This window comes from Pseudoalteromonas sp. CF6-2, assembly GCF_021729425.1.
GTDB lineage: Bacteria > Pseudomonadota > Gammaproteobacteria > Enterobacterales > Alteromonadaceae > Pseudoalteromonas > Pseudoalteromonas arabiensis.
Map to the genome: position 1 here is coordinate 3,380,501 of NZ_CP091442.1, position 13,295 is coordinate 3,393,795.

The following is a 13,295-nucleotide window of genomic DNA, read 5'->3' on the forward strand; positions in this document are numbered from 1 at the left end:
TCAGGCGCGGCTTAGGCTGCGCCCTTTTCGTTATAGGGTTTGGTGAGGGCCAAACACCTCATAGTGAATGCATTCACTTGCAACCCCTAAACTTAGTAGCTGCTCTTTTATCATAGCCATAAAGGCGATTGGACCACACAGATAAAAGTCCCCTTCGCTAATTGGTAAGTTATCGGTGATGTGATTAACATCCATCAAGCCCGCAAAATCTCCTCCCTTGCCATCTTTAAACCATGTAACACAATTAAAAGCAGGGTGCGCTTGCTGTTGCTTTATTAAATACTCTTTAAAGGCAAACTGCGCCTCACTGTCGCATGCATGCAGATAATGAATTGGCTGGTTATGTTGTTTGCTCAATAATGTCTCAAGCATCGCCATCATCGGTGTTTGGCCAACACCTGCTGAAATCAATACGACAGGCGAGTCGATTTCGCGAAGCACAAAGTCGCCTGCTGGAGGATAAACTTCAATTACCTCGCCTTCACGCAAGCTATGTAAATGGTAGGAGACTAAACCTTCTTGCTTTACGCTAATACGGTAGTTTTCACCATTACTTTGCTGCGAAATAGAGTATTGGCGAATTTGAGTATTATCACTGTTTTCAGGTTTAACTTTAATACCCAAATATTGCCCTGGTAAATGCGACACCACCGCTTTACCATCACAAGGAGTCAGGGTAAAACTACAAATATGCTCTGACTCGATTTGCTTGTGTGAAATAGTAAATAAACGTGTACCAAACCAACCTCCTTGGGCTTGCTTGGTTTTGTTGTATAATGCCATTTCTTCTGTAATACAGACATCTGCAAGCAGTGCATACGCTTCTCGCCATGCGTATTCAACCTCTGGAGTAAACTGCTCAGGCAGCAATTCCTTAAGTGTTGCAATTAAGTGACCACCTACAATCGGATAGTGCTCAGGCAAAATGTGATAACTAGTATGCTTATGATTTATACGTGCTAAGGCATCTTTCAAAACAGCAAGGTTATCAATATTCGCAGCATAGGCAGCTAACGCATTAAACAACGCAAATTGCTGATGCCCTGATTGCTGATGGCTCATATTAAAAATGTTTTTTAACTCGGGATTATAACTAAACATACGATCATAAAAGTATTCAGTAACCTGAGGGCCTGCCTCTGCTAGCAATGGCACTGTACTTTTAACAATCTCGATCGTTTTTTCAGACAACATATCATTTCCTCTATTTTAAAGGGAGTAATTAACCCACGCGGCCATCTACACGACGTTTCACTAAAATGGGCGCACAATGAAATAAGAACAATAAAAAACCAGCTATCCACAGCATTGCACTCAGCTGCCACGCCAAGTGGTGCCCTATTACAGATATAAGCAGAGCGCGTATAATCGCAGCAACGGCAATACATACAAATGCTAGGGTAATGATAAATGGCACTTTTAGGGGTCGGCCGGTATGACCATGAGACACACGCACCATCATAGCTAAGATCATTAAGCCAACCGTACCTACAGTGATAAAATGCAGCGCATCTTTAAATAAAATGAACGAACTATAGGAGCTCAGTGCAATTAAGAGTAAACCTATACTCAAAGCCCAATATGAAAGGTGTAGTGACCATAACAGAGGCACTTTTAGTATCCCCTTGTGCCACCACGCAACACAGCGATAAAAATGTAAACAAGCAAGCCAAGCAAAAACCCAACCTACGCTCATTTGATTAAAGAATAATTGACTAAAAAAGAACCAAGTAATAGCAAATAAAGAGCTTACCACTACCAGTTTATCAAGCCTTGGTAGACGAACTTGCTCGGTAAGATTCAATCCTCGCGCAGTGAAAAATGGCACAACACGCCCTGCAACAATACCAACCAATAAAGTCATCACAATCACGGCGGTATCCACAACACTGAGCGCAAAGAGCATTTTTTCAGCAACCACCAATGCTAAAAAAATCATATTAAGAGTACATAGCATGGAGGCAATAACAATAAACACGTAATTCTGCTTACTACTTGCTTTGAGCAACATATTACTCAGGGTAATGATGCCGGCTAACCACCATATAAGCTGAAACACTCCCACTACATATAAATTAAAATTCGCTGTTATTATGGCAGGTAAAAAGAAACTCAAACGTGCTAATAACCACACACCAGTCATTAGACAAAGCTTGCTGCCACTGACACTCGGTACGCCAGTCCACGTTTGCGCCGCGGTCAGTAAAAACCCCATAGCAACAACACCTGAAAAACCGAATAGCATTTCGTGGGCATGCCAAAGCGTAGCTGGTACAGTTAAATGCCAGTTGGCATAACCACTTAACATGAGTAACCAGTAACTCATAGAGCCCACGGCTAATACACCGGCAACCAAAAAGTAAGGCCTAAACGCTAATGCCCAAATAGGCCATTCACTGACTTGATGAGCCTTTACTTTTTTTGGCATTGGCTCTGTTAAATTAATGACTTTCATTACCGCCCTCACTGATATCATTGCCATTGTTATTGCACACACCTTGCCAAAATTAAAAGCCATTAATTTTCAACAAGATAAGAAAATGGATATTGAATAAAAAGTCAAAATGACTCACCATTAATAACATTAAAAAACACAATAAGGTCAATATGACATGGCGAGTAAAAAGACTATGCTCGATATTGCAATCGCACTGGCAAGAGTAAGCCCTGAATATACAAACTTTAATTATTTACTGGATTGCATAAACGAGTGGATAGCCTGTGATGCGCTCGCACTACTTCTTAACAAAGGAGATGTGTTAAAACCGGTTGCCTTACAAGGCTTATCACATGACACGTTAGGCAGACGCTTTAAAATCGACGAACATCCACGTTTATATGAGATATGCCAAGCAACTCAGCCATTAAAATTTGCCAAAGAATGTGGGTTACCAGACCCTTATGATGGTTTACTTAAGCGCAAACATGGTGATTTTCCCGTACACGCCTGCATGGGTATTCCACTGTATAGCAGTCACCAAAAAAACCCGAATTTACTGGCTGTCATTACATTTGACAGCTTGGATGAATATGCATTTGATGACTTAGACTCCGCAGAGTTAAAACAACTAATGCAGCTCATTTCTGCACATGTTGAAAGTGTATTAACCTTGCAACACTATCAGCATCATGCGCAGCATAACTATCAGCTTGCACAACAGCTTAACCTTGCGGCTCTTACCAGAGAAGGAGTCGAGATCATAGGTAATAGCCATGCAATACAAGCACTAAAAAATGACATTCAATTGGTCGCAGCATCCGAATTTAGTGTGTTGATCCAAGGTGAAACGGGCGTGGGTAAAGAGCTGGTTGCCCGCAATATTCACTTAAATTCAAAACGCCGCGAGCAGCCTCTTATTCATCTCAACTGTGCTTCATTACCAGAGAATTTAGCTGAGAGCGAGTTTTTCGGCCACAGTAAAGGCGCCTTTACGGGTGCACATACAGCTCGTCAGGGAAAGTTTCAACTCGCCGATGGCGGCACGCTGTTTTTAGACGAGATTGGCGAGTTACCCCTTGCGATGCAAAGTAAACTACTACGCGTATTGCAAAGTGGTGAAATACAAACTGTGGGTGAAGATCAGACTCATTATGTCGATGTACGGGTTATTGCTGCAACAAACCGTGATTTAAAACAAGAAGTTGCAGAGGGGCGTTTTCGAGCAGATCTGTTTCATAGACTGAGTGTTTACCCGCTGAATGTGCCAGCGCTGAGGGCCCGTGATAACGATGTTATTTTACTTGCTGGCTTTTTCGTGGAGCAAACTGCACGTAAGCTTGCGATAAAACAACTAAAGCTAAGTGTAGACACCCAAGTATTATTGCGTCAATACGATTGGCCTGGCAACGTCAGAGAACTTGAACACGTCATTAGTCGCGCAGCATTAAAAGCAAAGCAACAACAGTGGCAGCAGGATATTATTACTATAGAGCCTGCGCACTGTAATATTGAGCAGCTATCAAATAAGGAGAGCTATACAGCAGTAGAGCACAAGAATGCGCTACCAGAGCTGTCGCTAAAAGAGGCCACTGAAGCATTCAACTACCAACTTATTATGCAGCAACTTGAGCGGCATAATCTAAATTGGGCAGCCACAGCACGCACCCTTAAAGTGGATAGAGCCAATCTAGTGCGACTCGCGAAACGCTTAGGTATCAGTGTTAAAAAGTCACTCTAGCTTGTTAGCTTTTTAAAGTAAGCTTTTAGTAACTGACTAAAAGCTTGCACTTTAGCAGTACGGTGCACCAAATGATGTGTCACCAGCCAAAGGTCTGTTGGCCAAGCAAGTTCTTTTGCTAATACTGGCACTAAATCAGGATACTGCTGTGCCACTTCGTGCTGCAAGCCACCAATACCAAGTCCCCTAACAATAGCGCGGGTTGCTTCTGATGTTTCTGATACTCTAAGTTTGATTTGTGCTGGTGATATGTGCTCATCGACCCAAGCAAAATAAGGTACTTTTCCATTATATCCTGCAACTCCAGATACAAAACTATGTTGCTCTAACTGCTGAATACTCTTTGGCATACCATATTTTTCAATATAGCTTTTTGAGGCATAAAACCCAGACGATAACTCCGCTAAATGCTGGGCAATATAATCGCCTTCATCAGGGCGCGGACCCGCTCTAACAGCAATATGTGCTTGACCATGGTCGAGTCGTAGACGATTTTGGTCAAGAATAACCTCAAGCTGCACTTGTGGGTGTAAACTTTGGAACTGCTCACAAACATCACTGAGCACATCAATAAAACCACTCACCGTGGTTAATAATAAGCTGCCTCGTAACTGGCTGTCAGCAGCAATGATATCGTTATGGAGCTTTTCAAGTTCTGCATTAATCGATTTAGCCGTGGCAAACAACTTAGCGCCAATTTCTGTCACTGTATAACCACGGGCATGGCGGTGAAATAACCGTGCATCAAGGTTATCTTCTAAATTGTTGATTCTTCTTAGTACTGTGCTGTGATGAACACCCAAGGACTCCGCGGCAGCCGTTAAAGTACCTCGTCTAGCTACTTCATAAGCGACCTTAACATCTTGCCAATCATCAAATTGAATTGCCATAACAGCTCCTCATGTGCATTTACGCACATAAGTTTTGCGTTTATTTAGCTTTTCTGCAAGCTATTTTTTGCTACAGTGAGCATATCAACAACAGTGAAGCTTAAAAAGGAACCCCTCATGACAGCGCCAAAAATTATTGCCCTCGCAGGCAGCCTACGTAAAGACAGCTTTAACCAAAAACTAATTAATGAGGCAGCACGCTTCGCCCTCGAAAGTGGTGCAGAAGTAGAAGTCATTAAGTTAAGCGATTTAGACCTACCGTTATTTGATGAAGATATTGAAGCGCAAGGCACACCTGCTGGGGCACAATTATTAAAAGATAAACTTCGTGCAGCAGACGGCATTCTGCTGGCAAGCCCCGAATATAATGGCTCAATTACGGCACCACTTAAAAACGCTATCGATTGGGCATCTCGCACTGAGCAAGGCGCGGTACCAGCATTTCGTAATAAAGTAACCGCGCTCTATGCTTCTTCACCAGGCGGTTTAGGCGGCTTACGTGGTTTAAACCACGTGCGTGATATTTTATCAGGTATTGGCAGCTTAATACTTGCAGATCAATTAGCTGTGTCTGCTATCCACACTAAATTAGATGAACAGGGCCGCATTAATGATGCTGATACAGCGGAACAAGTTGCCAGCCTAGCTCAACAACTTGTTAGTGTGGCAAGTAAATTAAATAAGTAAGTAAGCCTGATTTAATTTAATAGCCCTTAGCTGAGTTTTGTCGCTGCCAGTTTCGCAGCGATAAAATCTTCATGAGTCACATATAAGAGGCTAGCGACACGGCGAATCACAACCTCTTCATGTTTATCTAATTCACCATCAGCATAGGCTAAACGCCATAACAGCTCGATAATATCAATACGCTGCTCAGCACTACACTGTGCATTTATTTGTTTAGAAAACTGAAAATAATCAATCGCTTCATCTAAATTTTTAGAGGCGCTATCAATGAGCTCCTGAACCTCATCGTCTGTTAAAGAAAAATATTTCTTTAAGGTGTCATTCAGTGTTTGTTGCTCATCATCTTGTAATTCACTGTCGGCGCGCATAACCTCGATTAATAAAGCGGCAACCGCTGTTTTTAGGTCATGCTCAATAATATTAGATTGAGTATCGTCCATCGCTGAAAATAGCTGTTTTATTTTATTGAGCATCACATTTTACCTTTTGAGTGTTAGACTAGGTATAAGATATAAACTAACGTTACCCTAGTTTGACTGTCGAAGCTAATTCATGGTTCAACAACACGCGCTAGAATTATTGCATCAATCACATGGAGTTAGGTGTTTATGAACAAACCCCGTTCGATATTCGCATTATCAATCAGCGCCCTTTTACTTACCGCTGGCTTTTCCCCTGCATACGCTGAAGAAACCGAAACAGAAAAACTTTTCGACTTTGATGAAGAAGTCCACTACTACCAAACTAAATTAGCCGATGGCCGCTACCACCTCGAAATTCAGTCTGATGACTACAAGCACTTTCGCAATCAAAGCGTATTTTTGCTGCGCCATGCCAGCCGTTTATGTAGAGACAAACCGTTTATGTTAAGAGTGACTGATGGTGTACAGGAGTATGAACGCTTTCCCACTAAACCACGCCCCTACCAACCACCTTTAACGGTTGTTTTACAATGCGAGGATGACGCTAAATAGCGCTAGTCTTCATACCCCCACGGAGCACTTGGTGGTGTAATTGGCTTTGTTAAATCAAAATCAACGCGAAACTCACGCCCTTCTCGCACTAAACGATACGTAAATTGCTTGGGGTAAATATACATTTGCCACGTATTGCCCATTGATTGTGGAATACCTTGGCTCACAAACAACTGTTTTGAATATTGATCAGCCGGGAACGACTGTGCATTAGCAAAACCCGCATCAAGGGTATGGCCCCCATACATGGTTGATTTATCATCGCTGCCATCTTTATGGCGATGGTCATGCTTTAAACTCAAACCACTGCCCGTTTTTGTGATGATCCATGTACGAGATGCATCGTCACCCACATGAAATGGCACTTGTAACTCACGCTCGTTACAACGACGTACATGCATCACTAACTTTTTACCCGCAAATGAACTGGGGCCTGTCGCGTTATCAACGCTCACTTTACCTTCGTAAGCTTTGCCACAATGGGCTGCAATATTATCAAAAAAGCCATCATGGCTTGGAATTGACACTAACGGTGCAGGACGCGCAGCCGCTACTGATGATGCCGTCATGAGCACCGATGCCACTAAGTATTTCATGGTGTGTTCCTAAAATAAAAATATTAACCCTAGCCTAGCGATTTAAAGCTAATAAAGAAAACAATCACGATAAACTGCTTGTCTAAAAATAGTTACGATGGGTTTGTAGCTAGTTGTATGTCATGTTCAGCGCGCGATTTCATGAGTTTCAGAAGAGCTTTGTGAAAATCCTGAAAGATCACCTCTCCCCACACTCGTGAATAAATGCCAAAATTAGTGTTATCAAGTACAGTCGTTTTTAGGCTCAACAGCGTTTGATTCTTACCACTTGCAACTAATTCATAACCGCCATGTAACGGCGAAAAATATTCACCACCTAATTTCACATGCTGATCCAGCGCCTTATCAGGAATTAAGTCTGGGTCTATATCAAACTTATAAAGCATTTTCTCATTCGGCTGCCACTCAGTTATCACTTCTTTAAATACTACATTTTTCTGCCACTGACTGGTTCTTATTGCACCGACTCCATCCCCACTCATATCAGCTCGAATTGGCCTAGGAATACCAATTAAATGCGAAAATGAGCTCGGATACTCGCCCTCGTGAATTTGGCTAACATTAGCCAATTGTTGCCACACAACGTCAACAGGCGCATTTATAACAATCGTATTTTTAACTTCGTAAGTTTTCGATAGGTGTAAAAAGTTGAACTCTAAAGGAGAAAGAATTAACGGCAGCAATGCTACCGACATCACCGCTTTGTTGCTTTTCTTTACCCAAAGTCGATGGCAGAGCCCTGCTAACATACCGCCAATACTAGCAAAAAACATAAATGCAGGGAGTGCCATTGCAACGCAGATGCTGCCCTCTAAAAGAGTAATAACACTCACAAATAAGAAGATAAAAATAGGCTGCCAAGCGATCACTGCCATTCTTCCGTATGTCATCACAAGCAGCTGATTGTATTCAAAATGTACCCGTATAAACCCAATAGCAACAGGCACTAAAAACATAAACGAAATAGTAACAAGGCTACCGAAATTAAACGTTCCGCTAACTTCAAGAAAAATGCGTATGCAGATGCCGTAAAGAACACCCATCAAGATGCCGATAGATTTAGGAGAAAGAGGCCACATAGTTATTTGTTGTTTTCGTTATTTTACCAACCAAATTAACAACTTTCTTTTTTAGAAACAAATAAAAACGCGACTTTCGCCGCGTTTAGGTTCCACATGTAATAAAACCTTTTATTGCCAAGGGCGCTCAGCTTTAAGCTTAGTTTCAAAGGCATCAATTTGGCTGTTAAGTGTTTCAGTCACACCAATAAAGTCCAAGCCACTTAGTAAACGCTCTTTAATGTCATGACGAATATCAAAGTGAATGGTGTCAAACTTATCGCTACGAAGTTGTTGGTTTTCTAAATCAACTTCGATATGAATAGCATCATGCTGTTCACTCAGCACAAATAATTGCTCAAGTGTTTCTGCTGGTAATGCGATAGCAAGCATTTGGTTATTGCCGCAGTTATTAAAGAAAATATCGGCAAAACTTTCCGCTAAGATAACTTCAAAACCATATTGCTTTAATGCCCATGGCGCGTGCTCGCGCGATGAACCACAACCAAAGTTGTCGCGAGTTAAAAGAATTTGCGCACCTTGGTAACAAGGACGATTCAAAATAAACTCAGGGTTTGGCTCGCCGTTATCTAAATAACGCCAATCGTAAAAAAGCGCCGCATCAAAACCATCACGGCTGGTCGACGTTAAAAACTGCTTTGGAATAATTTGGTCAGTATCAACATTGTTTTTATCTAACGGGGCCATTAAGCCACTAAAAAATACGCTCATTAGGCTTCTCCTCTGATATCAACAAAACGGCCATGAATTGCAGCGGCAGCAGCCATTGCTGGGCTCACTAAGTGAGTGCGACCACCGCGACCTTGGCGACCTTCAAAGTTACGATTTGAGGTCGACGCACAGCGTTTACCAGCTTCTAATCTATCATCATTCATTGCTAAGCACATTGAACAACCTGGTTCACGCCATTCAAAGCCAGCTGCTTTGAAGATATCTGCAAGGCCTTCGTCTTCGGCTTGTTTTTTTACAAGGCCAGAACCAGGAACAATCAGTGCTTCAACACCCGCTGCAACTTGTTTACCTTCTACAATTTGCGCGGCAGCACGTAAATCTTCAATTCGGCTATTTGTACATGAGCCAATAAACACGGTATCAACAGTTGCTGAAGACAATTTATCACCGGCTTTTAAGCCCATATATTTTAGTGCGCTACGGATTGCATCCGCTTTGATTAGATCTGGTTCTTGCTCAGGGTCTGGAATGAATTCATCGACGCCAATCACTTGCTCAGGGCTGGTACCCCAAGTTATTTGCGGTTGAATATCAGCAGCCTCCAATTCAACAACATGATCAAACTCTGCGCCTTCATCCGTTTTTAGTGTTTGCCAGTAGGCAACAGCATTATCAAAGTCAGCACCTTGTGGTGCAAATGGGCGACCTTTTAAATAATCATAAGTTGTTTGATCTGGCGCGATTAACCCCGCTTTTGCACCCATTTCAATACTCATATTACAAAGCGTCATACGCGCTTCCATAGACAGCGCTTCAATTGCTTCACCACAAAACTCCGCAACATAGCCAGTACCACCCGCAGTGCCTAATTTACCGATCACCGCCATGATTAAATCTTTTGCAGTAACGGTTGGACGTAGGCGACCATTTATTTGAATTTTTAACGACTTGGCTTTTTTCTGCTGTAACGTTTGAGTGGCTAGAACATGCTCAACTTCTGACGTACCAATACCGTGCGCTAGTGCGCCAAATGCACCATGGGTAGAAGTATGGCTGTCACCACACACTATGGTTGTGCCCGGTAAGGTAATGCCCTGCTCAGGCCCCATTACATGCACAATACCTTGATTAATCGAATTTAAATCATAAAGTTGAATACCAAACTCTTTACAGTTTGCATCCAGTGCCATTAATTGATTTTTCGACACTTCACTGGCGGCATCTAATGAGCGACTTTTTGTTGAAACATTATGGTCCATAGTCGCAAAGGTTTTTTCTGGGCAACGTACTTTACGGTTTTTCTCACGTAAACCAGCAAAGGCTTGCGGTGAAGTAACTTCATGAACTAGATGACGGTCGATATAAAGTAAATCGGTTTGATCGTTAATGTTGGCGACTACATGAGCTTGCCAGATTTTATCGTATAAGGTTTGGGCCACTTGCTATTCCCTCATTTTAGTTACGCTGAGTGACGAGCTCAGCGCAAACAATGTTTAATTAAATACGTGCCACAATTGCCGCAGCAACATCACTGGTGGTGTACCCTGCATTTGGGTAGATATCTGGCGTACCAACTCCTGCTTCAACCGCTTCTGCTACCGCTTTTTCAATGGTACGCGCCGCTTCATCTTGACCTAATGAGTAGCGCAGCATAAGCGCAGCACTTAAAATTTGTGCGATAGGGTTTGCCACCCCTTTACCCGCAATATCAGGTGCTGAGCCACCCGCTGGCTCATATAAACCAAAGCCAGACTGATTTAAACTCGCTGATGGTAATAAGCCCATAGAACCTGTGATCATCGCGCACTCATCAGACAAAATGTCGCCAAATAAATTATCGCAAAGTAATACATCAAACTGGCTTGGCTGTTTCACTAACTGCATCGCCGCGTTATCAACATAAATGTAGTCTAGGCTTACTTCTGGGTAGTCTTTACTCACTTCAGTGACCACTTCACGCCAAAGTACACTAGACGCTAACACATTCGCTTTATCAACCGAGGTAACATGATTGCTACGTAGTTTAGCGGCTTCAAAGGCAAAACGAGCGATACGCTCAATTTCTTTACGTGAATATGTTTGGGTATCGAAAGCAGCTTCTTGCTCCCCTTCCCCACTGCGGCCTTTTTCACCAAAATAAATACCGCCTGTTAACTCGCGCACACATAAGATATCAAAGCCTTGTGCGCTGATATCTGCACGTAGCGGTGATGCAGCACTTAGTGCAGGTAATAATTGTGCTGGGCGTAAATTACAGAACAAACCAAAATGCTTACGCAGTGGCAGCAGCGACGCTCGCTCAGGTTGTTCGTTCGGTGGTAAGTTTTCCCACTTAGGGCCGCCTACCGAACCAAATAAAATCGCATCAGCATTTTCGCAGGCGCTCAATGTGCTTTGCGGCAGTGCCTGACCAAACTCATCGATGGCAGCACCACCAATCGCGTGGTGATGACGAGTCAAAGTAAAACCAAATTTTTCGCTTACAGCATCCAAGACGGTTTCTGCTGCAGCCATAACTTCTGGACCAATCCCGTCGCCTGCTAATACTGCGATACTGTAATTCGATTGACTCATCCTGCTTTCCTCTGTTGTTTTAAATCAGACACTTTTTGTGCACGATAAATTAAGTTATAAACGCGGATCATGGCGCGTACCGACGCTTCAACCACATCCGCTGCAATGCCCGCGCCGTGATATGGGCGACCATCATATTTAGCGATAATGTTCACTTGCCCTAGTGAGCTGGCACCTTGGCCTGTTGCTTCTAAGTTGTATTCAATCATCTCAACCGACATACCGGTTAAGCGCTCAATTGCTAAGAATGATGCCTCAACTGGACCATTACCTGTCGCTGCCTCTTGCTTAGATTCGCCATCAATAGTCATACCGATTGTTGAGCTCGCCACTGACTGCGAGTTAGACGTAGAGTTAACAAACTCAAGTTGGTACTTCTCGTCTTTATCTTTGATTTGATTAAAGTAAATCATCGCTTCTAAGTCGTAGTCATAGACAGTGCCTTTTTGGTCTGCTAATGCTAAGAAGCTTGCGTACAAGCTATCCATATCGTAATCCGATTTTTGATAGCCTAACTCCTCTAAACGATGCTCAATAACATGACGACCGGAACGCGAGGTCATGTTTAATTGGTTATTGGGTACGCCGACACTTTCTGGCGACATAATCTCGTAAGTATTTTGCGCTTTTAATACGCCGTCTTGGTGAATACCTGAGCTGTGTGCAAAGGCATTTTCACCAACAATGGCTTTGTTTGGTTGCACTGGCATATTACAAATCTTCGCGACTTGGCGCGAAGCGCGGTAAATTTCTTCACTGCGAATGTCAGTGTGAACTTTTAAGTGGTCTTCACGCATTTTCATGATCATCGCCACTTCTTCAAGCGAGCAGTTACCTGCACGCTCACCAATACCATTAATAGTACATTCGATTTGGCGAGCACCGGCTTGCACCGCAGCGATTGAGTTCGCAACCGCTAAACCTAAATCGTTGTGGCAATGCACACTTAAACGCGCCTTGTCGATGTTTGGCACATTGTTCATTAAGTGGTGGATCATCGCAGCGTATTCGTCTGGCGTTACATAACCTACGGTGTCAGGTAAGTTGATAGTTGATGCACCCGCATCAATGGCACTTTCAACGATGCGACATAAATCCCAATGCGGTGTTCGACCAGCATCTTCACATGAAAACTCGACGTCATCCGTGTAGTTACGCGCAAGTTTAATCGACTTAACAGCCATCGCTGTTGCATCGTCTAAGCTCATTCGTAATTTGTGTTCAAGGTGTAATGGACTGGTTGCTATAAAGGTGTGAATACGGCCTTGCTCAGCAGGGCGAAGTGCCTCACCACAAGCTTCAATATCTTTTGCTACAGCACGTGCTAAGCCACAAATAATCGGCCCTGTCACCTCAGTTGCAATACGCTGTACTGAGCGAAAGTCTGCCGGACTAGATACCGGAAAACCGACTTCCATTACATCCACATTTAAGCGGCTAATGGTATGCGCAAGCTGAATTTTGTCGTCTTCGGTTAGGCTGGCTTTTAATGCTTGCTCACCATCACGTAACGTTGTATCAAAAATCCAAACTTTATCTTTCATAAACTGTCCTCGTTCCCAATGACCCATTAGCGAGATAAAAAAAACCCCGCGTTTGCGGGGTTTTATAATATTTACAAATGCAAATACACTAAGCCCCACCT

General features: G+C 43.0%; 13 protein-coding genes. 3 read left to right on the plus strand and 10 right to left on the minus strand.

All coding sequences use genetic code 11. The features are described 5' to 3' along the window. Positions 1–30: 30 nt before the first annotated feature. Together hmpA and L3Q70_RS15730 are read right to left on the minus strand one after the other, a co-directional pair. A complete protein-coding gene (hmpA, locus tag L3Q70_RS15725; protein ID WP_237114568.1) occupies positions 31–1,194 on the minus strand; it encodes an NO-inducible flavohemoprotein in 1,164 nt (387 codons plus the stop codon). 28 nt (positions 1,195–1,222) lie between these two features. Then, the gene (locus L3Q70_RS15730) at positions 1,223–2,455 is read right to left on the minus strand and encodes an NnrS family protein (protein WP_062568356.1); all 1,233 of its coding nucleotides are present in this window, start codon (positions 2,453–2,455) and stop codon (positions 1,223–1,225) included. A gap of 157 nt (positions 2,456–2,612) precedes the next feature. Here L3Q70_RS15730 and norR point away from each other — a divergent pair, with 157 nt between their 5' ends. Beyond that, entirely contained in the window at positions 2,613–4,178 is a 1,566-nt protein-coding gene (gene norR / locus L3Q70_RS15735) for a nitric oxide reductase transcriptional regulator NorR (protein WP_193987965.1), read from the plus strand. Here the strand turns inward: norR and L3Q70_RS15740 are convergent. Continuing rightward, entirely contained in the window at positions 4,175–5,068 is an 894-nt protein-coding gene (locus L3Q70_RS15740) for a LysR family transcriptional regulator (protein ID WP_237114569.1), read from the minus strand. The two genes, norR and L3Q70_RS15740, sit on opposite strands and share 4 nt — an antisense overlap. 117 nt (positions 5,069–5,185) lie before the next feature. Between L3Q70_RS15740 and L3Q70_RS15745 the strand changes: the two genes are divergently transcribed. Further along, positions 5,186–5,755: an NAD(P)H-dependent oxidoreductase gene (locus L3Q70_RS15745; RefSeq protein WP_062568359.1), complete on the plus strand. Its 570-nt coding sequence runs from the start codon at positions 5,186–5,188 to the stop codon at positions 5,753–5,755. Positions 5,756–5,781: 26 nt separating this feature from the next. On the opposite strand, the gene L3Q70_RS15750 is transcribed toward L3Q70_RS15745, so the two are convergent. Then, on the minus strand, positions 5,782–6,228 hold the full coding sequence (locus tag L3Q70_RS15750; protein WP_237114570.1) for a TerB family tellurite resistance protein: 447 nt from the start codon (positions 6,226–6,228) through the stop codon (positions 5,782–5,784). 135 nt (positions 6,229–6,363) lie between these two features. Here L3Q70_RS15750 and L3Q70_RS15755 point away from each other — a divergent pair, with 135 nt between their 5' ends. After that, entirely contained in the window at positions 6,364–6,729 is a 366-nt protein-coding gene (locus L3Q70_RS15755; RefSeq protein ID WP_062568361.1) for a hypothetical protein, read from the plus strand. Between the two features lie 2 nt (positions 6,730–6,731). On the opposite strand, the gene L3Q70_RS15760 is transcribed toward L3Q70_RS15755, so the two are convergent. From L3Q70_RS15760 to leuA, 6 genes are all read right to left on the minus strand, one after another. Beyond that, complete coding sequence (locus L3Q70_RS15760; protein ID WP_237114571.1) at positions 6,732–7,325, minus strand: hypothetical protein; 594 nt, start codon at positions 7,323–7,325, stop codon at positions 6,732–6,734. A 92-nt stretch (positions 7,326–7,417) separates the two neighbouring features. Then, positions 7,418–8,215 (minus strand): hypothetical protein, encoded by a 798-nt coding sequence (locus tag L3Q70_RS15765; protein WP_346657786.1) that lies wholly within the window; start codon positions 8,213–8,215, stop codon positions 7,418–7,420. Between the two features lie 300 nt (positions 8,216–8,515). After that, on the minus strand, positions 8,516–9,115 hold the full coding sequence (leuD, locus tag L3Q70_RS15770) for a 3-isopropylmalate dehydratase small subunit (RefSeq protein WP_237114573.1): 600 nt from the start codon (positions 9,113–9,115) through the stop codon (positions 8,516–8,518). Next, complete coding sequence (gene leuC / locus L3Q70_RS15775; RefSeq protein WP_237114574.1) at positions 9,115–10,515, minus strand: 3-isopropylmalate dehydratase large subunit; 1,401 nt, start codon at positions 10,513–10,515, stop codon at positions 9,115–9,117. Before leuC ends, leuD begins: the two co-directional genes overlap by 1 nt. A gap of 58 nt (positions 10,516–10,573) precedes the next feature. After that, complete coding sequence (leuB, locus tag L3Q70_RS15780) at positions 10,574–11,650, minus strand: 3-isopropylmalate dehydrogenase (RefSeq protein WP_062568366.1); 1,077 nt, start codon at positions 11,648–11,650, stop codon at positions 10,574–10,576. Continuing rightward, positions 11,647–13,194 (minus strand): 2-isopropylmalate synthase, encoded by a 1,548-nt coding sequence (gene leuA / locus L3Q70_RS15785; protein WP_237114575.1) that lies wholly within the window; start codon positions 13,192–13,194, stop codon positions 11,647–11,649. Before leuA ends, leuB begins: the two co-directional genes overlap by 4 nt. Positions 13,195–13,295: the final 101 nt, after the last annotated feature.

Bases quoted from the DNA above. Each gene is read 5' to 3' on its own strand.
- hmpA (WP_237114568.1), bottom strand. From the start codon at position 1,194: ATGTTGTCTGAAAAAACGATCGAGATTGTTAAAAGTACAGTGCCATTG.
- L3Q70_RS15730 (WP_062568356.1), bottom strand. From the start codon at position 2,455: ATGAAAGTCATTAATTTAACAGAGCCAATGCCAAAAAAAGTAAAGGCT.
- norR (WP_193987965.1), top strand. From the start codon at position 2,613: ATGGCGAGTAAAAAGACTATGCTCGATATTGCAATCGCACTGGCAAGA.
- L3Q70_RS15740 (WP_237114569.1), bottom strand. From the start codon at position 5,068: ATGGCAATTCAATTTGATGATTGGCAAGATGTTAAGGTCGCTTATGAA.
- L3Q70_RS15745 (WP_062568359.1), top strand. From the start codon at position 5,186: ATGACAGCGCCAAAAATTATTGCCCTCGCAGGCAGCCTACGTAAAGAC.
- L3Q70_RS15750 (WP_237114570.1), bottom strand. From the start codon at position 6,228: ATGCTCAATAAAATAAAACAGCTATTTTCAGCGATGGACGATACTCAA.
- L3Q70_RS15755 (WP_062568361.1), top strand. From the start codon at position 6,364: ATGAACAAACCCCGTTCGATATTCGCATTATCAATCAGCGCCCTTTTA.
- L3Q70_RS15760 (WP_237114571.1), bottom strand. From the start codon at position 7,325: ATGAAATACTTAGTGGCATCGGTGCTCATGACGGCATCATCAGTAGCG.
- L3Q70_RS15765 (WP_346657786.1), bottom strand. From the start codon at position 8,215: ATGACATACGGAAGAATGGCAGTGATCGCTTGGCAGCCTATTTTTATC.
- leuD (WP_237114573.1), bottom strand. From the start codon at position 9,115: ATGAGCGTATTTTTTAGTGGCTTAATGGCCCCGTTAGATAAAAACAAT.
- leuB (WP_062568366.1), bottom strand. From the start codon at position 11,650: ATGAGTCAATCGAATTACAGTATCGCAGTATTAGCAGGCGACGGGATT.
- leuA (WP_237114575.1), bottom strand. From the start codon at position 13,194: ATGAAAGATAAAGTTTGGATTTTTGATACAACGTTACGTGATGGTGAG.